Annotated in this window: 18 protein-coding genes; 8 read left to right on the top strand and 10 right to left on the bottom strand. The window is 55.3% G+C overall.

Translation table 11 applies throughout. The features are described 5' to 3' along the window. Nucleotides 1-3 precede the first annotated feature (3 nt). Nucleotides 4-1,089 (top strand): hypothetical protein, encoded by a 1,086-nt coding sequence (locus FF011L_RS08725; RefSeq protein WP_145351242.1) that lies wholly within the window; start codon nucleotides 4-6, stop codon nucleotides 1,087-1,089. Here FF011L_RS08725 and FF011L_RS08720 read toward each other — a convergent pair. The 3 genes from FF011L_RS08720 to FF011L_RS26225 form a co-directional block, all read right to left on the bottom strand. Beyond that, nucleotides 1,034-2,722 carry a serine/threonine-protein kinase gene (locus FF011L_RS08720; RefSeq protein WP_145351241.1) on the bottom strand — a complete coding sequence of 563 codons (1,689 nt, stop codon included), beginning with the start codon at nucleotides 2,720-2,722 and terminating at the stop codon, nucleotides 1,034-1,036. The two genes, FF011L_RS08725 and FF011L_RS08720, sit on opposite strands and share 56 nt — an antisense overlap. After that, a complete protein-coding gene (locus tag FF011L_RS08715) occupies nucleotides 2,719-3,366 on the bottom strand; it encodes a sigma-70 family RNA polymerase sigma factor (RefSeq protein WP_145351240.1) in 648 nt (215 codons plus the stop codon). The genes FF011L_RS08720 and FF011L_RS08715 overlap by 4 nt, the downstream gene beginning before the upstream one ends. A gap of 160 nt (nucleotides 3,367-3,526) precedes the next feature. Then, a complete protein-coding gene (locus FF011L_RS26225; RefSeq protein WP_218933089.1) occupies nucleotides 3,527-5,143 on the bottom strand; it encodes a ThuA domain-containing protein in 1,617 nt (538 codons plus the stop codon). Between the two features lie 101 nt (nucleotides 5,144-5,244). Between FF011L_RS26225 and FF011L_RS08705 the strand changes: the two genes are divergently transcribed. Beyond that, entirely contained in the window at nucleotides 5,245-6,030 is a 786-nt protein-coding gene (locus FF011L_RS08705; protein ID WP_145351239.1) for a creatininase family protein, read from the top strand. Between the two features lie 153 nt (nucleotides 6,031-6,183). Here the strand turns inward: FF011L_RS08705 and FF011L_RS08700 are convergent, their stop codons facing one another. The 3 genes from FF011L_RS08700 to FF011L_RS08690 all read right to left on the bottom strand — a co-directional run bounded on the left by FF011L_RS08700 (nucleotide 6,184) and on the right by FF011L_RS08690 (nucleotide 9,266). Further along, nucleotides 6,184-6,519 (bottom strand): co-chaperone GroES, encoded by a 336-nt coding sequence (locus FF011L_RS08700; protein WP_145351238.1) that lies wholly within the window; start codon nucleotides 6,517-6,519, stop codon nucleotides 6,184-6,186. Between the two features lie 323 nt (nucleotides 6,520-6,842). Further along, the gene (locus FF011L_RS08695; RefSeq protein ID WP_145351237.1) at nucleotides 6,843-8,018 is read right to left on the bottom strand and encodes a hypothetical protein; all 1,176 of its coding nucleotides are present in this window, start codon (nucleotides 8,016-8,018) and stop codon (nucleotides 6,843-6,845) included. 171 nt (nucleotides 8,019-8,189) lie between these two features. Next, nucleotides 8,190-9,266, bottom strand: coding sequence for a transposase (locus FF011L_RS08690; RefSeq protein ID WP_145351236.1), 1,077 nt, complete (start codon nucleotides 9,264-9,266; stop codon nucleotides 8,190-8,192). A 588-nt stretch (nucleotides 9,267-9,854) separates the two neighbouring features. On the opposite strand from FF011L_RS08690, the gene FF011L_RS08685 reads away from it, so the two are divergent. Next, nucleotides 9,855-10,091, top strand: coding sequence for a hypothetical protein (locus FF011L_RS08685; protein ID WP_145351235.1), 237 nt, complete (start codon nucleotides 9,855-9,857; stop codon nucleotides 10,089-10,091). Between the two features lie 65 nt (nucleotides 10,092-10,156). Further along, nucleotides 10,157-11,368: an exodeoxyribonuclease VII large subunit gene (gene xseA, locus FF011L_RS08680; protein ID WP_145351234.1), complete on the top strand. Its 1,212-nt coding sequence runs from the start codon at nucleotides 10,157-10,159 to the stop codon at nucleotides 11,366-11,368. Nucleotides 11,369-11,456: 88 nt separating this feature from the next. Here xseA and FF011L_RS08675 read toward each other — a convergent pair whose 3' ends face one another. Next, the gene (locus tag FF011L_RS08675) at nucleotides 11,457-13,331 is read right to left on the bottom strand and encodes a hypothetical protein (RefSeq protein WP_246109820.1); all 1,875 of its coding nucleotides are present in this window, start codon (nucleotides 13,329-13,331) and stop codon (nucleotides 11,457-11,459) included. Continuing rightward, entirely contained in the window at nucleotides 13,331-15,415 is a 2,085-nt protein-coding gene (locus tag FF011L_RS08670) for a hypothetical protein (RefSeq protein ID WP_145351233.1), read from the bottom strand. Before FF011L_RS08670 ends, FF011L_RS08675 begins: the two co-directional genes overlap by 1 nt. Nucleotides 15,416-15,750: 335 nt before the next feature. Here FF011L_RS08670 and rpoD point away from each other — a divergent pair, with 335 nt between their 5' ends. Both rpoD and FF011L_RS08660 read left to right on the top strand, forming a co-directional pair. Beyond that, nucleotides 15,751-17,424: an RNA polymerase sigma factor RpoD gene (rpoD, locus tag FF011L_RS08665; RefSeq protein ID WP_391560922.1), complete on the top strand. Its 1,674-nt coding sequence runs from the start codon at nucleotides 15,751-15,753 to the stop codon at nucleotides 17,422-17,424. Between the two features lie 268 nt (nucleotides 17,425-17,692). Beyond that, complete coding sequence (locus FF011L_RS08660) at nucleotides 17,693-19,366, top strand: M28 family peptidase (RefSeq protein WP_145351231.1); 1,674 nt, start codon at nucleotides 17,693-17,695, stop codon at nucleotides 19,364-19,366. A gap of 409 nt (nucleotides 19,367-19,775) precedes the next feature. Here FF011L_RS08660 and FF011L_RS08655 read toward each other — a convergent pair whose 3' ends face one another. Then, complete coding sequence (locus FF011L_RS08655) at nucleotides 19,776-20,402, bottom strand: toxin-antitoxin system HicB family antitoxin (RefSeq protein WP_145351230.1); 627 nt, start codon at nucleotides 20,400-20,402, stop codon at nucleotides 19,776-19,778. 427 nt (nucleotides 20,403-20,829) lie between these two features. Here FF011L_RS08655 and FF011L_RS08650 point away from each other — a divergent pair, with 427 nt between their 5' ends. Continuing rightward, nucleotides 20,830-21,501: a zinc metallopeptidase gene (locus FF011L_RS08650; RefSeq protein WP_145351229.1), complete on the top strand. Its 672-nt coding sequence runs from the start codon at nucleotides 20,830-20,832 to the stop codon at nucleotides 21,499-21,501. Nucleotides 21,502-21,667: 166 nt separating this feature from the next. Then, nucleotides 21,668-21,964 carry a hypothetical protein gene (locus FF011L_RS08645; RefSeq protein WP_145351228.1) on the top strand — a complete coding sequence of 99 codons (297 nt, stop codon included), beginning with the start codon at nucleotides 21,668-21,670 and terminating at the stop codon, nucleotides 21,962-21,964. 182 nt (nucleotides 21,965-22,146) lie between these two features. Here FF011L_RS08645 and FF011L_RS08640 read toward each other — a convergent pair whose 3' ends face one another. Continuing rightward, complete coding sequence (locus FF011L_RS08640; RefSeq protein WP_145351227.1) at nucleotides 22,147-22,695, bottom strand: hypothetical protein; 549 nt, start codon at nucleotides 22,693-22,695, stop codon at nucleotides 22,147-22,149. Nucleotides 22,696-22,734 lie beyond the last annotated feature (39 nt).

Here is a 22,734-nt window from a genome sequence, read left to right as displayed (position 1 = left end):
GCTGTGACCGCTGCACCCTCATCTCGGGAGTCCGCCCCGGGGCTTCTCCCTAAACTATATCGCTGGTCCGACGCGGTCTCCCCCCTGGTGCTGCTAAGAACGCTTGCCCCTGCATTTTCAATCCCGCTGTTGATACTCGGTTGCCTTGCGTTTTGGGGAACCGCAGCGATTCAAACCGGGATTGGAATCGACGGGCCCGGCCTGCATCTTCCGCTGTTGGTTGAAGACCCCTTTTCACACTACTTTAACCGCCCGGCGAGCGGATTCCTTTGGGCCGCCGAATACACAGCCTGTCCAGCGACCGCCGTTGGTGGGCTAGGTCCCGATTCCAACATTGGCTGGATCGTGTTGCGGCAGGTTCTCGTTGCCGTGCTGTGGTTCGTTCCCCTTGGCCTTGTGCTTCGCCGGAGCCTCAGCAGTTGCGCCGAACGCGCACCGCTGGGGATGCTTGATAGCTGTCGCTTGGTTGCGGAACGTGCGATCGCAATGCTATCGGTGATGCTAATCCCCATGCTTGCGGCGGTACTTGTCGCTGCGCTGTTCCTGCTGGCAGGATTTCTCGGCCGGATTTCGGGAACGCTTGGCGATATTGCATCGCTTTTCTTAACGCCGTTCCTGTTGGCCGCAGGGGTCCTGGGATTTGGATCCCTATTCGCAGTCCCACTTGCCTGGGCATCGCTGCTTGCCGAAGACGAATGCGATACGTTTGATGCGCTTAGTCGTGGATACGAGTATACGTTTCGTCGTCCGGTACATTTGGCTTTTTACCTGCTGGTTGGTTTTGCCATCCACTGGATAGCGGTTCAGCTTGTCCACGGGGTCTGTGAAGTGGGCTGGAATATTACGCAGCGATTCTATCAAACGGGGCAGGGTGAACAGGCGGTTCCCGTCCTCACGCAGTCCCTGATCATGCATCTCCCCCAAGTTTTCTCGGTCCTCATGCTTTGGTCGTTGATTGCCGGTATCTACCTGCTTCTGCGACGCGACACAAACGATCAAGAAATCGAAGTGATCACTGCATTCCGCGACAACTCTAAGTTGCATCAACCGACCGTTGACGCTGACGAAAATACTTCCAGCCCGGAATAAAGAAACACCCGGCGGCGGTCACTCCAAACAGCAGGTGAGCGACCGAGGGAAACAGGGCCATGCCAAACGCGGTCGCTAACATGACCACCGCTTGGATATAGAACAGGCCGCTATACATACTGGCTTTCACCAGAAAGACCGTCGAAGCGACCACGCCAAGCACCGGAGATAGCGTCAGCACCGGCAGGCCCATCAGCCACTCCAGCGGAAACAGCACGCCGACACCAATCATGCTCGCTCCCCACACATGGGCTGTCTGCCGTTCAATGAATGTGACCGGCCCCAATCGCCGGCGAAGCATCCAAAAGACAGTCGCCCACGCTCCCAGACCCACGGTCCACAACGATCCAAAAGCCCAGCGACTGGAAACCCCATAGAACTGCAATCCCCACGTCAGCACCGCGGCGATCAGCAATGCCAACGAATGCCAAATCCAAAGCAGGCCCCAATTTTCAAGGACAATCGCATGATGCGTTTCGCGAAACATGCGTGCGATCACTTGGCTGAATCGACCACTCCGCGCAGCGACCGGTTCATCATTAAGAAACGCATCTAGATCATCTGCCAAGGAGTCCGCACTGAGATAACGGAGGTCGGGCGGTTTTTGCAAACAGCGAACCACAACCATTTCTAAGTCGCGGTCAATACTCGGATTGAGAACCCTCGGCGGTGGCGGATCTTGCTCCAACACCTTTAGCATCAACTCCACGGGCGAATCAGCAACCAACGGGGCTCGGCCGGTCAACGTGTGGTAAAGCACGCAGCCCAAACTATAGACATCGCTGGTGGGCCCCATTGCTCGGCGAATGCCGGACGCTTGCTCTGGAGACATATACGCAGGCGTCCCAACGACCATGCCACTACTGGTCAGGGAATGCTCATGGTGCGATTGCTTGGCCAATCCAAAATCGGAAATCAGAGGAACTCCAGTTTTGCCAAGGATGATATTGGAGGGCTTGATGTCGCGGTGCAAAATCCCCGCTCGGTGGGCCGCACCAATCGCGCGGGCAATCGCACTAAGAATTTCTGCCGCATCCCTCTGAGGCAAGGGGCCACGCTGCAAACGCTCGGCAAGCGTTTCACCCTCGATGTACTTCATGCTGAAATACGGGCGTCCCTCTACATCCCCCACCTCATAAACAGGAACGATATTAGGATGGGTTAACCGAGCCGTCGCAGATGCTTCGGCAATAAACCGCTGAAAATCAGACTCGCTGGCCAGGCGTCCCTTGAGGATCATCTTAACGGCCACTTCACGATTCAAACTGATTTGCCGGGCCCGAAAAACCACCCCCATCCCCCCACGCCCGATCTCCTCCCGCAGTTCGTAATCGCCTACCACCCGCGGCAATTGCATGGCTTGATAGCGACTGGAATCCTGCGACAGGGACCGTTCACTTTCAAAGGCACTGGTTCGATCGGTCACTAAGACGGCGGTCCATAATTCCCGCAGCTCTGCCGCCAACTCGGGATACTGCTGACAGACTTGATCGACGTCGACCGGCTCACCGCGTGCAACGCGATCCATCAAGCCTGAAAGAACCTCCGCCAACACCTGCTCGTGCTCGTGCTCGTGCTCGTGCTCGTCGGCGCCATGATCAAAAGCCCCTGGCGGATCCGCTGGAGGGCTCATGATGTCGATAGATCCTTGTCGTCACGCAACTGCTCACGCAGCCTGCGGATGGCACGCAGGTACCGCATACTTGCCGCAGGATCACTGATCCCCAGTGCACTGGCGACCTCTTGGTTCGTCAGGTGTTCGAAGTGCCGCATCCACAACACCTCACGATCCTGCTCATCAAGTTTTTCAATACCGGCATTCACCTGCGAAGCCAATTCCCTTTGCACCGCAATCGCCTGCGGCGTTAGCTGGGGATCCTGCAATGCCGCAGCAAGTTCCAAAGTTGATTTTTCGGCATCCCCGCCAAGATAAAGTGGTTGCTCGCGATCAAGGTCGCGTTTGGCACTGCCGCGATGTTTGCGATAAGTATCGATCATGCGATCCCAGGCAATCTGGCGAATCCACAAATGAAATGCCATCACGGGATTTTCCAGATAGTTCTGCAGCCTCCCGTTCGCCTCTAACATCACCTCCTGGACGACATCGCTGACATCGACTCGCTGCTGAACACGTCGATCTAAACGCATCCGGACCAGACGCCGCACGGGATCTCGGTGCCGATCGAATAATTGATTGATCGCCTCTTCATCGCCGGTGCGGGCAGCCGCAAGCAGCGTTTCAGTCCCATCCGCCTGAGGCCACAAAGAAGCTGTCATATCGCTTTCCAAAGCAGGAAACCGGGAAACTTAAACGAAACGTTTCTGGTGATCAAATCAGGGCTAGCCGCCTTGGTCGATTCGCCAGGCGACGACCTGCCACCGACCAACGACTTTCTTGCCATCTCCAGACACCCCCTGCAGATGGCAACGCATCCTTTTACTTGGACTCAACCGGAATCTCCACAGCCCAGTCGATTCCATTCTTCAGCAACCGCTGAAACGCTGGCTGCTGGAAATCCGTTTTGTGGCCAAGAGAGGTATAAAACGATCGTCCCCCATCCGCTCGGGTAAATGTCCAAGCGACTGGTTCCGCTGGTTTGCCTTCAATCTTTCCGTTCAGCAACGCGGTTGTCCCCGGCAACAATGGTGAAACTCGATAAAGCGACCACTTTGACGTGTAGGGCAGGGGACGCACTTGGTCCAAGATCGGATGAGCCTTTGCTTCCGGCACCACACTGATTTCTGGGAACAATTCGTTTCCGTAGTGGTTGGTATAACTGCCGCCAAAAACGTCGGCATCCCATGTTAACCAGTCCGCAAGCCCGGCAGCGGGCTTCTTGTTTCGCAACAGAAACGCGTGGCTTGCAGTGCGGATTCCGACAACAGGTTTACCGGCTTGGATGAAGTCGCGAATCACCTTCATCTCGGCCGCTGGGGGAGTCCGACGGCGAACCGAGATCAACAGCACATCCGCCTTGGCAATCCGCTCAATTCCCGGGAAGTGATTCGGGTCATCGACATCGGCATGGATAATATCGACGGAATACGTTTTACCTAGGTGGGAAACCGCATAAGCAGGAAGAGTTCTTTCGGTTTCATATTCGCCTTCGCCAATCAAAATTGCCAGCCGAGGCCGGTCGTCGTCCTCAAACTGAAAGGGTTCTCCATCAAGGATTTGATCACTAGTGATTGTCGCACAAACATGACGTTCGATATGATCCAGAATCAGATCGGTACCACTGAAGTGATTGACGTAGGGCTCAGCTGCCGGGTTATACATTGTGTCAGTAAGGTCGCGGATGACGACAGCATTCTTGCCGCCGGCGACCATTCTCCGCAGCCCAAAAGGTCGTCCGAGCACACACATATTTAGGTGCACACCGGTCAGAACGACGTTCTCGATCCCTTTAGATTCCAACAGGCTCCAAATTTCCGTTCCAGAATCACTGATGTAGTCGCGGTCCGAATCGATCTCCAACGCATCCATTTGATGCGTCCACGGGGCTTTCGGGTTCAACCCTCGGGCAACCAAGACTTTCTCCCAGGCCGCATGCTCTTCGGGGGTGTCATCTTCGCCGCCATCGGACTGATCAATCGGGTAATCCGCCAATTCTTCGCTGGGGATTTTGTAGCACCATTCTGCGATTTCAGCTGGGAAATTATTGGCGGCGGGAACCGACATCGCTCGTTTACGAGCCGGGTGCGATTGATAGGCATCCATGCAATCACTGGGCGCATGAATGATGACCACTCCCATCTCTCGTGCTTTCTTCAGCAAAGCGTTCATCCGCGGCGCCATCTCGGTCGCGCGCTCAACCGCGCGGTAACAATGATGCGAATCCCACATATCGCAAACGATGATGGCGGTCTGGGACGGTTTCCAGCTTTCAGCCCGCTCGACGCGATGATACAGACCACTTTCCGGAGCCGTTTCAACCTGATGTTGAAGCAAAAAATCATGTGCCTCGCCCTGCTGTGGCGCGAGCACAAAAATGCCGATCAGCGAGGCAAATCCAACGGCAAGGGCAGAACGCAAGAATTGACAGGGTGTCACGAAAAGATCTCCAGTACGGACGAGGCGGGCTGCAGCGGTCTCTTGAGACCGATATTGTAGTCCATTCCTGTTTACGAAACTTTCCTAACGCGGAGAAAACCATGCACGCTCGCCCCTGGCGGCTCGGTGAAGCCACCCTCGCAGATGTCCGAGAAGCCGACTACCAAGTTGCGGTCATTCCCCTAGGTGCGACCGAGCCTCACAACCTACATCTTCCCTATGCAACCGACACACTGCAGAACGAAGCGATCGGCGACGCCATCTGCCGGGCAGCCCATGAACTAGGAGGCCGGATCGTCCTGCTACCGGCGATTCCATTTGGGACCGAGACCAACATGCGTGAATTGCCATTGGCAATCAACCTCCAGCCCAGCACCCTATTTCAAATCCTGAAAGATCTTGTTGACTCGTTGGTTGGCAGCGGAATTCGAAAGATCGTCTTACTGAACGGTCATGGCGGAAACGAATTCAAACCGTTCCTAAGGGAAATGGCTGGCAAAACGCCTGCCCAGCTATTCCTCTGCGATTGGTTCCGGATGTTTGCAGACCGCTATGATGAAATCTTCGACCAACGCGAAGACCATGCAGGCGAAATGGAAACCTCAATGGGGTTAGCCTTCTTTCCCGAACTGGTAATCAAAGATGCAGATGGAAAACTTCGAGCCGATGAAGGGGCGGTGCGACCATCGCAGTTCAAGGCCGTCAACGAGAAATGGGTTTCCATAACTCGACCGTGGCACCTACTGACCACTCAATCAGGGTCAGGCAATCCACACGCGGCGAGCGCCGAAAAAGGGGAACAGGTCATGGAACTGCTAGTCGAGCGGTTGGCCCCATTTCTAGCCGATCTATCCGCAGCCGAAATCGACGATACTTTTCCATTTTAAAGCATGGCGAAGTTCGGGACATTCATCCCGCCCCGCCGTCTGCAAAAGATCTGTTTTTCCAGCGGCAACGCGTGCCGCGTCAAGGCGGCCCGATTCAGAGCGGCCCGAGTCAAAGCGGCCCGAATGCACAAGAGCAGATCGCCCGGCAGCAGATCAATCAGTAACTTCAGCGTCCGGACGTCCGCGGCGAAACACAGCAACCACATCTTCGACGGGGACCACAAACAGCTGATTATCGTGTTCCAGATCGACGGGGATCGCATTTTTGGGGTGGAACAAAATTTTGTCGTACTGACGCAGAGGGACATCCTCATCATTCTGAATCAGCGCGCTGGTCGTAACAATCCGCCCAGTAATCGTCGGGATTTCAGCAGCATCCGGAAGCGCGATCCCCCCCCGAGTTTCACGCTTAGGTTCGTCTTTACGAACCAAAACACGTGCACCAATAGGCTCAACATATTCCAAAGGACTAGCAGTCTTTTTTTTCATTCAGATCGAAATCACAACAGAGTTCAAAAGCCAAGACGCCCCAACAGGGGCCAGCCACTTCCATCTCAATCGCAAAAGGGGCCAGCCACTTTTCAAATAGCAAAAGCATGAAAGGGGCCAGCCACTTTCAGCTAAAGCACAAAGGGGGCCAGGCACTTTTCAGCGAAATGGAAAGGGAAGCCGCCATTCTATTCACTGATCTCTACGCGAGGGAGCCCCAGAATTACGGCAGCAAACGAGGACGCTTCTGATAGATAGGCGTTTCCTTGCCTGGTCAAGCAGCCGTTCGCGGGCGACTACGATGCAAACGGAGGCCTACAGGGCTACGCAGCCGACTTCGCGTTCGATTTCCCTGCCGATTCCAACCATTGAATCATCCCTCCAAGATCTTTCCCCCACTGCATCCCTGTGCGCCGCTCACAAAACAGGTGAAACAGCAGGTCAATTGATTCACTGAGGGTGCGAATCGCGTCGATTCGGTCATCGATCTCAAATTCTTCATCGTCCTCCAGGTGGATCTTTGCCCCGCTGATCCCAAACGATTCTGCTTGCAAAACTAAATCGAACTGGCGACCATCGCGAACGATTGTCAGTCCCGATTTCCGCGGTAATTTTCCTGTCCGTACCGCCTGCATTGCTTCGGGCAGTTTCACCGGTGATTCCGCTGAAATCGTTTCCTTTCCGGACTCCCCACGCGGACACTCCAACGACAGTGTTTTCGCCAACATAAAAGTAATTTCCGACTGATCGGCGAGAGTAAAAGTGTCGGTTTCCGTCTCCTGCTGCCACCACAGCCAAAGCAGAAACTCATTTCCAAGGAAATCAGGAACCTTCGAGTGCTCGTTGGCCCAAGCCACGTCGCTGTACGGTAAGGTCGGGACAAAAATCGCGGGGACTACATCGTCAACTTCCGCGTACCGATCATTGGCGCTTCCCCAAGCCTGAGCGATGGCACCAGATGTGATGTGCCTTAACTCCAACTCATAAACGCGTTCGAGAAGATCGGTGCAATGCCCACTAGCATTTCCTGTCGACCCGCCAAAATAAAGTGTTTCCTGACGATAGTCCCAGAGCATTGGAAAATGCTGCATTTTTCGGTACTTTCCCGTCGCTGCTTCAACTTCGCATCGCTGCTCAACCGCTTCCTTCGCCTCTTTTCGCTGTGACTTCGTTGGGGTACCGGAAGGATTATCTTTTGAAATGGCGTTTAGTTCCATCTGCAGCCAAGCTTTGCGGATGGCCGACGGAATTTGATTGGTATCAATTCTCACCGAACAGTGAACGGCTTCATTGATTAGGTTCTTGGCGAGATCGAAATCTTGATCGAAGACATGAGTTCCCCCAAGGAAACCGACATGGACGTTCTCCGTAGATGCTGTTTCTACATTTCCGGCAGCGTTCTGCTGAAGCAGTTCAAGATGCTCTTCACCGAATGACCCAGCCTCAAAACCAGTGACACTGAATCTCTCGAACGCAAGACTTCCGCCAAGAAAGGGCATGAGCAATTCCATTTGATGTAAGACAGGACGAACAAACTTGTCGTGAACTTATCGTCCGAAGCTACTATGAAAATTGCATCACAAAAAGCGAGGACTCATGATACGATCACCCGCTAGAACCAGTACCAACCGGACAATATGGCACGACCGTCAGAGCTTAGCGTCGATCCACTACGCCGCTAAGTGCTGAAAAGGATTTCCTGGAGCACATATCCAAGATGTCCCTCGCCGCTTTGCCTCGGCTGCAAGACTCTCTGGCGTCCCAGCAGCACGCCGAAACACCTTCCGAAATCTCTTAACCAGCAAGAACCAGCCCTCGACATCCACCCCCAACCGCTCAACCAGCGGTGCAAGTGACTCAGGAATCTTTCCGCGTTTATCAACGCGAAGTTGTCGGCCCGTCCATTCCAGCAGTTCCAAATATTGCGGCAGTGAGATCCTCAAGAAACCTTTGTTACTGGCTCGCCTTCCATCGCGACAAAGATCAGCACCAATCGGATCCTTCGCCTCATCAATCATGAGCGGACTTAACCACCCACTATTTTTAAAACTTTCTTGTCTCTCATCAAACTTTTCAGGTGGACACTTAGTTTGCAGGCTGCTTGTCAAATCTTTCAAACGATCGCAAGCCCCTGTATAAGAACTGTTTTCAATCGACTCCGCCATGGCAGCACGAATGGGATTGAGGTCCACATAACATGCGCAGGCCAGCACCGAAGCTTCATCAAGCAACACAGTCGCTTTAAATCGCCCTTCCCAAAAGTGCCCGGTCACTTCGTCCTCTAGATTGCTCCGTCTAGAAATATTCTCCGAAACCGAACGCATCCACCAACTGATATTGCTCAGACGAATCCGGAGCTCTGCAATCCGTTTAGAATCCCCAGCCAACTGCTTCGCCTTGTCCTCCAACGAAACCTTCGGTTTTCCGCTGCGTGGCTTGGGTCCTGGGTATATTTTCAACCAGCGTTTTGCCACTTCAATGTCTGACCATTTAGTAACAACGTCTGGACGAGAGCGAAGAACGAGGTGTAGATGATTGCTCATCACTGCGTAGGTTAAACACTCGATACCAAACGCAGCAGCCAACTCTTCCAGTCGACTACGCACCCACCCTCGGCGATGCTCATAAGATTTTTCATTGGCGTTATCCAGCCCACAAAGATACGCACGGCGAACGCATCGCTGGTGCGTATGAACAATTTGCACCTCGGAAGGCTTAATAACGACACCACGATTTTGCCTAGCCATTCGATCTGCCCCAGACGAAGGAAGTTAAAACAACAATGCCATCGACCAATCCTAACGGGTGGTTCGTTAGAGTCAAATGGCCGAGACGTGGAACGCATCCTTAACGACGTCCGCGCATATCATCGGGAGATTGCCAGCATTCATCACGACGATCTTCTCCTTTCGCTCGGACTGGATGGCAGAACTCTGCTGCGCGAGCGATGGGTAGTGCCTGAGATGGGTAGTGCCTGGCACCTTTCCATGTTGTAGACAGTGACTGGCCCCGTTCTTTTTTTCTGATGAGTGACTGGCCCCTTCCTGAAGGTGGGTGGCCCGGTTTGGGGTTTGACGGTGGGTGGCCCGGTTTGGGGTTGGGCAGAATTAGACAGGGGTGTTGCGTTTTGCTGCAGTGGATTTGTGGCTTGCTCGACTGGTGCTTTGAGCTTTGTAATCCTGGCAAAGCTATTGACGGTAAAGACTTATGACAACTGGGATGTATTTGACCTGCTGTTTGCTGCGATTAGGAACAGCGTTTGCCTTCTGTATTAATTAAGGCGCATGCCGAACCAAATAGTTTTTTGGTCCCTTTTCTAAACAGTGAGGTGCTCCATGGTGAGTCAGAATTTGGAATTCGATTTAGGACCTGGTAAGAAAGACCCCTCTCCAGAACAGATTGCTGCAAGATGTGAGGAGATACAGAAGTCCTGGAATCGACGCACAAAACTTGTCCGTAGCGGGATGACCAAGGCCGAAGCGGACCGTACGTTTCATTGGCGCATTCCCCTGATCGATTTGGTTGAACTGTCGCTGTCTGAAGATAACCTTAGCGACCCTCTTTCAAATTGAATTTTGCCGATTCGTCAATCCAAGCCATTGACGAAGTGGGATGCGGCCAAGGTAGAATCTGCCCTATGTCGCAATCCAATATTTGGTCAGTCTCTGAACTGACAGAGCGTGTTAAATCGACCTTAGAGTCAAGCTTCCCCAAAATAAATGTGCAGGGAGAGGTTACCGATCTGTCTCGCCCGTCAAGTGGTCATCTGTACTTCACCCTGAAAGATGCAAGGTCACAGATCCGAGCGATCATCTGGCGGAGCACGGCGGCAAGGCTGCCTTTTAAGATCGAAAACGGTCAAGATATGATCTGCTGGGGTGACGTTGAAGTCTACGCAGCACGCGGTAGTTACCAGCTGGTCATCCGAAAAGCGGTTCCTCAAGGACTGGGCAGTCTACAACTTGCCTTCCAACAGCTCCGCGAAAAACTGGCCGCCGAAGGCTTGTTTGCTCAGGAATTCAAACGACCGATCCCGACTTTCCCTCGCCGAGTCGCCTTTGTGACCAGCCCCGGTGGCGCTGCGATCCGTGATTTCCTTGAAGTTGCTGCCAGACGCTCCGCATCGGTGCAGATCGTTCTCGTGCCTGCCCAGGTGCAAGGAGCCGGATCGGCAGAAAGCATTGTGCGTGGCATCGCCGCGGCACATCGGCTTACGCCGGCCGTCGATGCCATTGTCGTTGGCCGTGGTGGTGGCAGCCTGGAAGATCTGTGGTGCTTTAACGAAGAATCGGTTGTACGGGCGATCGCCGCCGCTTCCCTCCCGATCGTCTCAGCGGTTGGCCACGAAATCGATGTAACGCTGTCCGACTTGGTCGCCGATCGACGAGCCTTAACCCCCAGCGAAGCTGCGGAACTGCTGATTCCTTCGGCAGATGACTTGCTTGAAAACCTGCGTGCCTTGCATTCCCGGCTATATCGTCCGCTGGCCAATCAACTTCATCGCGCTCGCGCACAATTAACCTCGTTAGAATCCCGCCCGGTTTTTGCCCGCCCACATGACCCGCTAGCACAGATGCGACGCAGGGTCGACGAACTTGACTTAAGAGCTCAACGCGCAATTCGCCAATGCACGCAACGGTCCAGCCAAAAACTGGGGGCCGTCGCGGCAAACCTAGAAGCGTTAAGCCCACTCGGCGTTTTGTCGCGTGGCTATAGCGTCACGCTGGACGCAAAATCACAAAAACCAGTTCGCGATCTTGCCGAGATTGCCAACGGTGACCTTCTCCGCACCCGCGTCGCTGCGGGGACGATTCACAGCCGAGTGGAATCGATCGAGCCGATTGAATAGCGACTTGCGAGCCCAAACGCCGCACGGTGCTTAAGCAGCAAGCCACACCAAGCAACGGCCCCTCAGGTTCGTTGCTGGCGACAATACGTTAGTCAGTCTCGCTGGACGTCGAATTATCTCGGCCTGCTGATAGCAAAAATTCGGCGTCAGCCAACTGAGGATCGTTCCAACGGAGCTTCAAGACTCCCTGCTGCTGCAATCGCTGAATACTCTGATCATGGCGATCGCGAATCATCTGTTCGGCTTGCAAAACGCTTCCATTCCGCTGGGCCCAGGTAATCACAAGCATCGCAAAAATTGCCATTGGCAATACGGACAGCAACAAACTGGTCAGCAGCATCGAAAATTCGGGTCTTGGAAAACGCTCCAGTGGGCCTCCGGCCCCCTGCAATGTTTCAACACTCGCCGCGAGATATTCCCCGTACAAGGAAACAATTGGAGCGGACATCAGAAACCAGAAGATTGCCGTACCAATCAACGCCAGGATCATGACGGTCGAGCGACGCATCGTGTGGCGATCTATCTCTTGCTCGAAAATCTGCTGTGATTCTTCTTGCAGGGAATCGATCCCCGCTAGATAGGCAACCTGTGAATCCGTGCCCGAATCGGAATCCAACAACGTGTTTGTGGCTGGCCCCTCTTGGTGCATCAACTCTTTTAGCTGGTCGCGAAAACGTGCGATGGGTGGCCCCAATCGGTCGGTGACGGCGGCGCTGCTTCGACGCCGCAGCCCTTCCCGCAGATCTTGTTCTCGAGCTCCGTTTTGACTTAGGTTGCGTGCACTGGTCCAAGCGGCGGTCAACAACGAAGGCAAACTGCCCGACAGTGACAGAACGACTCGATCCCAAGCCCCATGGGTCAGGTTCAACAATCCCAGCATCGTACGGTAGGGAAACCAGATGGCTGCGGTTTCCGTTAAGAGGGTCAAACGCAAACGTGACCGGACCCCGGCGCGAAGCGATTCTTTATCTCCTACAAGCGACAACGCAATATCGCGAGGCAAACGCTCAGCTTCTTCATTCAAACGTTCCACAGCCAAAGTCAAACCAGGCAAATGCTCGCCCAACGTCGCTCGCAGCGATTCGCGGAAACGAGCATCTGCGGTTGCCAAACGAATCCGCCGGCGTCGATCGTCCGTCAGATGGCCATCAAGATAGGGTTGCAGCAAACGGTTCAGTTTCTGCAACGCATTGTCACTGGCTGCGACCGGCGAAATCTCTTGGACATCAAAATCAGGAATCAAGATGGGGGCCAATACGGTCCCCGAAGGAGCGGCCGAGCGCATTCGCGATACCAACGCATCGCAGTCGGCATCCAATTCGGCATCTTCTGAATTTCGGACGGCATTGATGATCGGTACAATCAGTGTCCCTTCGCCCAATTCAGAAAGGACCGTCACGGTTTGGCTGCGCAGTTGATCGCGGCGTGTCACCATAATCAGGATCGATGCCATCGACAGGGCTCGCCGAGCCGTATCGGCAATCTCTTGATCGCTATCGGTTGCCCCAGGAGTATCCACCAGCAGATACTCCCCACCGAAATCATGCATGTCAGCAGAATCGCAGTGGAGATAGCGTTCACGCCGCTGGTCCAGATCGCTTGGCGGTTGCGGGCCAATCCAGATCAACCGCCGCGTTGATTCGTCCTCTGCATTACCACTTGGAATCTCTTTTTCGGCGGCGCTGCCACGCACGATCTGCTTGGCCAACCATGACTTTCCCTGACCAGCGGCGCCGACAATGGCAACGGTGGCGACGCCGGTCGTTCGATCCTGCAATATCAGTTGGCGTGATCTCTGGTGATCCAGACACAACCCGAGCACATCCTGCCCGGCAAGGCTGTCTCCCAAAACGGTCGTCGCCGCGCGTTGGACTCGCTGCAAGAACAAGCTTCCGGGGTCCGAATTTTCCAAAGACGAATCGGCTCGACGAGGATCCATGCTGGATGGAGTAAAAGAATTCATCAGGACGCCTCACGTGGGAGCTGTTCATTCAGCTCGGTCTGGAATGCTTGCCGGGTCTTCCAATAAGTCATCGGCGCCCACTCTGCAGGTCGCTGCTTAATCGTCGGAGCGGGCAAGGGGACTTCCTGCTTGGCAACCTGAACACTCAGAGGTTGATCCGTACGAGGAATCCCCAGCGTGTCGCCCAGGACCGTACTAAAATCGCTCAGCTGTTGTCTGGCGGCTTGCTGCCCGACGTTGTTCGTCGTTTGTTTGCCGCTCCAATAGGTCGCGAAAGCACTTAGCCCAGCGGCGGCCAACAATTCTGGAATCGAAGCCGAAGCGACAATCATCGATCCGCCAAAATCCAAGGGGATCAAGAGGACGGCACCAAAAGCAGCAAGGGCTGCGGTCAATGGAGTGATCCCCGCCGAGATTTTTTTGCTCGCCGGCACTTCCTTCCACATTCGTCGAACCGATTCATCCAACCGCACGACATCCAACGAAGTGAAATCATCACGTTCAAACCGAGCAATTGCTTCGCGGGACAACTGATTAAGCTGACTGTCGTCGGGCTGCGTTACCAACCGATCAACCACGCCATGCTGCCGAAGCGCATTATCCAGTCGTCCTGGAGTCAAAATCCCTCCGAACTCACCAGCCGTCAGCGCTTCGCGAACTTCACCGGCTTTCTGCCGAGCGATGGCGGTGGGAACAATCTGCCGGAACAGATCTTTGGTGCCACCCACTATTTTCACGACGTAAGCATTCATCCGCACGCCCCACCGCGCGTACCACGGTGCCGAAGCCGAGAAGGCATCGGTCAATTGGCGAATGATCCGTTCGGATTGATGCAATCGGAGTTCAATGATCTGGCCTCCGGGTTGCCGGTTTGCAAAAAATTCCAAGCCAACGGCCAGCAGCAATTTTCGCATTCGTTCGATGTCCCGCTGACACTTTTCGGCTCCCTCTTCGATGACGTCCATGCCGCCCTCCCAGACCGCCGCACGCAACGTAGTCTCCAAAGCGATTCGAAATCGTTCAAATAATTTCCCGCGGTCCAACTGGCCTGGCAGTTCCGTCAGAAAGCGATCATCTAAAATGGCTGCGGGAGGATTCTCGTCGGGGTTTTCCGCAAGCGAAAAGAAAATCGGCAACGGATCGGATGCGTCAACCGCTCGATGATCATGTTCGCCGGGAGGCGCAGGAATATAGGGGCGGCTGTTCTCGATATCAAAATCATAGGCAGCATAAATTTTCTCAACACGATGCTGCTCGGCAAGCGGCCGAAAGGTTTCCCAGACCTGGTCAGGTGTCTGACGCGGCCGAATTTTGTTGACGGCAAGCAACCGCGGAACTCCGGGCATTAAATCGGAAGCGACTCGCAGATGATCGGCCAAGTCGCGGTCGCGAAATTGTTCCGGAGTCGTGACGACAAGAAACGCCGAGCACAGCGTCGCGGCTTTGCCCAGCAACTGCCGGCGGGTCTCAGGATCGCCACGTCCAAAAGAACTGTCTGAAACAATGTCAGGACAGTCCAACAAACCGACTCCTGCGGCATCCAATCCCGGGTCGGTCGCCACCAGCGGAACCGACAGCAAAGAAGCATCCCCTTCGCTGTTGTTGTACTGAGCATGGGCTTGCTGGGGGTCACTGGAAAGCCGCTCTGGAGGGCTTCCCAAAGCTTCGCCGATACGTCCGAGCAGCAATCCCCACAGTTCCGAATCCTGTTCCCAAGCCGATGGCAGCCAGAGCACAAAACGATGCGTCCCTTCACGGTTATTGGCGCCGCGCAAGCAGAGCTTCTTTCCTTCGGCACTAAGGAAACTTGCCACCAAGCTTGTTTTGCCGCTGTTAAGCATTCCGGCGATGGCAACGGTCGGTTGTTCGGCCAACGGAGCGGCACACTCCAACTGACGGCCGGCGGCGACAATCGCAGCGGCGGATTGAGGATCCAAGCGCCGCAGAGCGGTCAGGAAGCTTTCACGTCCGGGCGAAGGATAAAAACGTTCGGCCGCGGCCCGCTGATCCCCGTCTTCCAACAACGGAAGTAATTGAGACCGACGCACGTGCTGGGCAGGCGAATTCTTTCCAAATCCGAACATAGATAGGTTTCATATCGAGCAAGAATCAATTCAGCCTAGCGTAGCAGGCAAACCTGCCTTTGCTACCACAGGTGGTAAACCGCATTTTTTTTGTTTCTCAGTAGACATTCTGAGCAGAATTCCGCCCCAATCGCCTGTCGCAACCTACGGTTGAAGGGTTCAGCCCCTGCACTGGCAGACAAAACCATTCCGCTCGACGGGAAGACACCCAAATAGCGGAGCGTTTACACAACATGTTGCATTTACGCAACGCAAAATGTTGCAAATTCGCCACCAAGCGAGTGCTAGGACGACCAACATCCACTGACGCAACTCTTTGGCACAGAACGACTTCCATGATATCAGCTTACTCTTTAGACAGTTTCGGCACCCTGGATGCAATCTCAAACGATCCAGATGAATGCAATGCGAACCGGCACCCAGGGGAGATGGAGATGGCGAAACGAATGAGCCGCAGTCTGCAAGACGACGCCTACGAGGCCGACGAGTCCATTAAACGCAGAAATCGCGTGATGGGCGGAGAACGTGCCCTCGGTAGTGGCAATCTTTCCGTAGCCGGTGATGAAGCGGATCCGCGACGTCGTGAAATGACCGGAGACCCGACAGAAGATCCTGTCCGGATGTACTTGATGCAAATGGGCCAGATCCCATTGCTCACCCGCGACCAAGAAGTCTCGGCTGCGAAACAGATCGAAAAGACTCGCGAAAAATTTCGCAATTCGATGCTCGCAACCGACTTCGTCTTGCAAGGAGCCTGCAAGCTCCTGGAACAGGTCCGAGACAAACAACTACGTTTGGACCGAACGATCGAAGTGAGCGTGACGAACAAGAAGGAAAAAGTCGCGATCATGAAACGGATCGTTCCGAACGTCGAAACGCTCAAGCATCTGCTGGTTGCCAACCAACCTGACTACTTCACCGCAATCAATGCAAGCCTTCCAGCGGCCGAACGCCGCAACGCATGGCGACGTCTGACCATTCGCCGAAACAAGGCGGTTCGCCTAGTCGAAGAGATGAACCTGCGGACAGGACGCCTGCAGCCAATCTTTGACAAGCTGGAAGAAACATCCCAGCGGATGCAGGAAATTCGCAACCTCCTATCGCACCCCGATCTTCTCGGTGGCCCAGGAATGCCCACGGTTGAAGAACTACAAACCGAACTACGACACCTGATGCGTCTGACGTTCGAAGCTCCACGGACCCTGGGCCGACGGATCAAACGGACCAACGCCTTCCGCGAAGATTACGACGCAGCCAAACGAGTCCTCTCGGCAGGAAACCTCCGCTTGGTGGTCTCGATCGCCAAGAAGTACCGCAACCGAGGCCTCTCTTTCTTGGACCTCATTCAAGAAGGCAACACGGGACTGATGCGAGCGGTCGACAAATTCGAACACGCGAGGGGCTACAAATTCAGCACCTACGCGACGTGGTGGATTCGCCAAGCGATCACCCGTGCGATTGCCGACCAAAGCCGTACCATTCGTGTTCCGGTCCACATGATCGATACGATGAACAAGGTTCGGCAGGTGACGCGTGACCTGGTTCAAGAAGTCGGCCGCGAACCGACGCCTGAAGAAGTCGCCGAGCGGATGAACATGTCCGTCGACGAAACACGCGTGATCCTGAAGATGAGCCGAGCTCCGCTGTCGCTGGACCAACCCGTTGGAGACCACGAAGACAGTGTCTTTGGCGAATTCCTGGAAGACCACCGTGACGATGATCCGTTGATGGAAGCAAACCGCGAAGCCCTCAAGCAGCAGATCGACCGGGCGATGCAAACGCTTAACTATCGCGAACGAGAAATCCTCCGCCTGCGTTACGGCCTAGCGGACGGCTACACCTACACGCTGGAAGAAGTCGGACGGATTTTCCAAGTGACTCGCGAACGAGTCCGTCAAATCGAAAGCAAAGCTGTCCGCAAACTACAGCAGCCGTACCGAGCGAAGTCGCTGGTCAGCTTCCTGGACGGAGCCGAACTATCGGTCGTCGACGGCAAAGAGCCGGTCTAGCCTTTCGGTTCCGAGGAACCAAATTCTGAACAACAACGCGGGCGGCTCTTGCCGCCCGCAACTCGTTGGTGTCCCCACAAATCGCCCCACCGTAAAACTCGGCAAGAATATGGGGGCAGGAAAATCGGCTTCCGGCGGAATGACGCAAACGGCCTGACCTGCCTTGTTTCGCTACAAAGAGCGTTCCTCAACGCCTCTTTGAGTGCGGGAACAACGTATACTTGCTGATTCTTGAATTTCGGGTCTTCAACACAGGAATTTTCTGCTCGTGCGCTATCTACCTCACTTCCTTGTTTTGGCGATTGGTTGGCTCTCCTTTGCTCCCGTCCTCGTGGGCCAAGATGAATCAGCCGCCGCCCTGGATGCCTCGACGAAAAACATCAATGACGCGGCACTCCGCGGCCACATTCGCTTTCTTTCGGATGACCTGCTGGAAGGTCGAGGCCCGGGATCCCGCGGCGATGCGTTAACACAAGCCTATCTTTCGACTCAGTTCCAGGGATTGGGCCTACAACCTGCTGGCCCATCGGGAAGCTGGCTACAGCCGTTCCCGCTGGTTGGCGTACAAACCGAGTGCCCTCCTACGATCGATTTCCGAGGAGACAAAACAGTCACGCTGAAGTACTACGACGAATACATCGCCACTTCGGGCCGCCCCCAACAACAGGTCTCGGTGAAAAATGCTCCGCTGATCTTCGTTGGGTATGGAATCCAAGCCCCCGAATACGACTGGGACGACTTCAAAGACGTCGATGTCCGCGGGAAGATCCTGGTGATGATGAACAATGACCCTGCCGACGACCCTGAGCTGTTTGAGGGAAAACGCCGACTCTATTACGGCCGCTGGGACTACAAGTACGCGATGGCTGCAAAAATGGGGGCCGCAGGAGCCCTGATCATTCATACCGAAGCGTCGGCGGGCTATCCATTCCAGGTGGTCCAGACCTCTTGGTCGGGCGAAGAATTTGAACTCCAGGACGAAGGGCAACCACGCGTCGACGTCCGCGGCTGGGTAACCGAGCAGGCGGCTCGGAAACTGATCGATTCGGTTGGCATGGACCTCGATGAACTGCGGGCTCAAGCCGAAAAGCGATCGTTCCGGCCCGTCCCGCTGCCGACAGAACTCTCGATGGACCTAACCTGCGACGTCCGCAAACAAGAAACGGCCAATGTGCTGGCTCGCCTGGAAGGGAGCGACCCAGAGTTACGCTCCGAGCATGTCATCTTCATGGCTCACCATGACCATATCGGCATCGCAGCTCGTCGTAGCGAGGATGGTGACAACATCTACAACGGTGCGATCGACAATGCGTCGGGGACAGCGGGCTTGCTGATGGTGGCACGAGCCTTCGCGTCGCTTCCCAAAGCTCCAAAACGATCCATCTTGTTCGCGGCGGTCGGCGCCGAGGAACAAGGCCTCCTTGGCAGCAAGTACTTCGCGGCGAATCCCACGATCCCAGCGGGCAAGATGGCGGCGGTTATCAATATCGACGGAGCCAACTGGATCGGACGGACTCACGACGTCAATATGATCGGGATGGGCAAATCGACCCTGGACCAAGTCTTGATTGACGTCGCGAAAGGGCAGGGCAGAGTCGTCACGCCGGACCATTTCCCTGACCGAGGCTACTACTACCGCAGCGACCAGTTTTCGCTGGCCAAGATCGGCGTCCCCGGAGTCTATCTGCACACCGGCACAAACGTCGTCGGCAAACCCGCCGGCTGGGGCCAAGAACAACTCGACAGCTGGGTAAAAAAGGACTACCACCAGCCGAGCGACGAATATAGCGAAGCCTGGGACCTCGCCGGCGCGGTCGAGGACATTCAGTTGCTCTACAAAGTCGGGCTACAGGTCGCCGAAGCAGACACCATGCCTAGCTGGAACGCCGGAGACGAATTCGAAGCAGCAAGGAAAGCGGCGATCACCAAATCGGCCCAATAGGGTTCGGAAGCCCCAAGGGTACGGTAGTTTTTAGCGGAACGGCGCGAGCCGTCCTGCTAATACGTGGGGTCTCAGGAGCCACTGCCGGACGGCTCGCGCCGTTCCGCTAAGAAAGGTGGAGCTCTTGGCGAATTGGCGCGAGACGATCCTGCCAATCCGTGGGGTTCCAGGAGATACTGCCGGACGGCTCGCGCCGTTCCGCTAAGAAAGGTGGAGCTCTTGGCGAATTGGCGAGAGACGATCCGGCCAATACGTGGGGTTGCAGGAGATACTGCCGGACGGCTCGCGCCGTTCCGCTAAGAAGGTGGAGCGTCCCCATCACCCGACGCGGGGCTTTTAAAAATACCCTCTAAACTCGCGTCGGCGTCTTCTTGGCTAATGGAGCTTTCGTCCACATTGAGCGATATCCCTAGACATCGGTTGGAAGGTTTTCAGCGACCCGATTAAGCGGCCCCTGAGGACCTGGCTTGCGACCACGAACCTTCCCTTTTTCCGCCGGCACAAATTCGGCTCGGATCGGCAACAGGAGCTTGCTGATACAAAGCTTGTTGATGCTGGTCCCGTGCTCCTTCGCCTCGACCTTCATCGCCTCATGCTGGCTCTTCGGCAAGCGGACGGTGATCATTTTCTGAGGCTCAAGCTCGTCGACCTTCCCTGAATCATGCGCCCTCACAGCGGTCATTATTTCCAGCAACTGGGCAAACTGGGGGGTGGTTTCAAAGGCTCGTAAATCCTCTGCCTCTGGGAACAACTGCCGCACGACTCCATCCACTCCCATCATCTCACGATAGAAGAGAACCCACTTACCGGTTTGAGCAAACGCTTCCTGAGCCAGACGAAGAACTTCGTCGGCCCGCTGCTGGGGGTGCAAACCTGGAGTGATAGGAGGCAACTGCAGTCGCTCAACTGCCCCACCTTCGGCACGACTCTCGGCCTCGGCAACCGGAGCCTGGGACGCTTCGGGAGATTTATTTTGCGAAGAATAATCGGAAGCGGAAAGCATGCTGAATGGAGTGGACGGCTGAGGGGTATTCATCGAATTCCTTTTGCGGATGGCTCGGCAGGCCGTGAGACTGAAATGAAGAACGGAGCTCAGCGGCGGCCGGTCGGACCTCGCTGAGAGAACACCCCAATCTTTCTTTGCTGGCAAAAGAGAACCCGGAAGTCATGCAAGCATAAGGACTTAGGGAAAACGCACGCAAACTGTGCAGCCACAGAATGCCCATGCACAACCGACAGGCATTGGCCGACCTGCCTATTTTTTGGGCACCCTGCCTCGATGCAAAACCCAAGTGTCCACCTCGGATGCTTTTTGTTTTTTCCTGGGAAAAGTTTTTTGCCGGGACAAGAATCGGCTAGAAAGCGAAGCAGAGAGGGCGGATCGGCACGGCAGTTGCCTATGATTAGCAGTACGACCTGCTGACTGTCAGCACGGCAGACCCTTTGCGCTGGATAGACCGATCATGTTTTTCGACCCGATGTACTTCTTGTTTGTGGGGCCATTCTTCCTTCTCGGCATGTACGCCCAGTGGAAGGTCAAATCGACGTTCCGAAAGATGTCCGAAGAGCCAGCTCGGATGACCGGCTTCCAAGCGGCGCGGCTGATGCTCGATTCCGCAGGCCTGCAATCGGTCCAGATCGAACCAATCGGGGGGACTCTGTCAGACCACTACGACCCCAGCGCCAAGGTCCTACGACTGAGCCCAGAAGTTTACGGGGCGCAATCGATGGCAGCCGTCGGAGTCGCCTGCCACGAGGCGGGTCACGCGATGCAGGACGCCGAGCGTTACGCCCCGCTAGTGATCCGAAACGCAGCGGTCCCCGCAGCCAGCTTTGGCTCCAATGCCGCCATGCTAATGTTCATCGGCGGGATGCTCACCGGGTTCACACCACTCCTCTGGATCGGGATCATTGCCTTCGCAGCGATCGTTTTCTTTCAGGTAATTAACCTGCCCGTAGAATTTGACGCCAGCGCCCGCGCGAAACGCCAATTGGTAGCCCAGGGAATCATTACCGATTACGAATCCCAGTACGTTTCCAAGGTCCTAAATGCGGCCGCCCTAACGTATGTCGCTGGCACGCTCCAGGCAGTCGCCACGCTGGCTTACCTGATCTTCAGCGCCAATCGACGGTAGCGAATCGGCGGTAGCAAAGGACTTCTTTTTTAGGCGTGACCTAACGTGTCCGTCGGGTAGCGATGATTGGTTTCAGTGGGACAGACGTCCCACAAGGAATCTCTCATCCCTTGTTCAGGCAAGTGGTGAAAGGACTTTCACCCTAGCCTGCTAGCGAGTACCGACGATGACTCAATTGCTACTTTTTCCTGCGGCGACTGAAGACCATTCCTCTGCCTCCAGGGCGGCTTCCCCCGCCCCAAAATCTCGGCAACAAGCAAGCTCCCACCCACGAGCAATGCCAGTCGAACTCCAGCGCCCGCTGCCTCAACTGAGCCGCAGCGTTCCCCTATATGACGGCAAGAAAGGGGAACTCCATCACATCGGTGACCTGGCGCAACTGGTCCTTCAGCGATACGACATCGTTGCCCAACGACGCGCAGTCCTCCTAGCACGTGGGCCCCGCCAAGCCGCCCGCGCATGATTTGCAACTGGCTGACCTGCCAGCCGCGGCGACCGTGCCGCCCTTTGCAAACGGAGAGTGAAGCGACGCTAACCGGCCGAGATAGTGTCGCGTTTCGCAGGTGGCAATCACGAAGTCGACAGACTGTTGCATAGCGGGCCGGGACTTCGCCAACATGCATCTGAAAAATGCGAGTCAATGCTTTACGACTCCGCTGGAAAGGCCAATGCAACTAACTGCTCTAGCCTGCCCTGCAATTCTTCCATCTGATCTTCACTCAACGACTGACCTACCAAACTGGCTCCGTGCAGCGCCCCAATAATCAGCAGCCCGGCAGGCCAAGCGAACAGTGCCCACGGCATCCGCCCGAGGAACCACTGCGCGTAGGCGAATATCGACGCGGCCAACATGCAAATTGCCGCGGCGAAATAGATCGCCATCACCATCGTCCAAATTTCCGGACGAGGCGAAAAACGAGCGATTATTTCGGACATCTCATCTTCCGCGCCACCCTCCCCTTCCTGCGCCCCACCTGACCAAGGTCCGACCGGCTCGCCCACCTGCACCGAGAGATGCGGGGACCAAAATCGTTGCTTCGACGGTGCGATTCGAAAATCGACGACTCGGCCGGCCATCGAAGTGTGCTCTGCAGACTCAAGCAACGGAAGCGATTCTCGAAATCGCTGCATGACGACATCCGGTTTTGCCGGCACAGAAAACTTCTGCATCGGCTGCAAGCGAAGCGATTTCATTCAAAAACCTTTCTCAATAGTGCCCATCGAGCATTCCCT

Origin of the sequence: Roseimaritima multifibrata, from assembly GCF_007741495.1 — a bacterium.
GTDB lineage: Bacteria > Planctomycetota > Planctomycetia > Pirellulales > Pirellulaceae > Roseimaritima > Roseimaritima multifibrata.
This window is presented reverse-complemented; position numbering and strand designations above follow the sequence as displayed.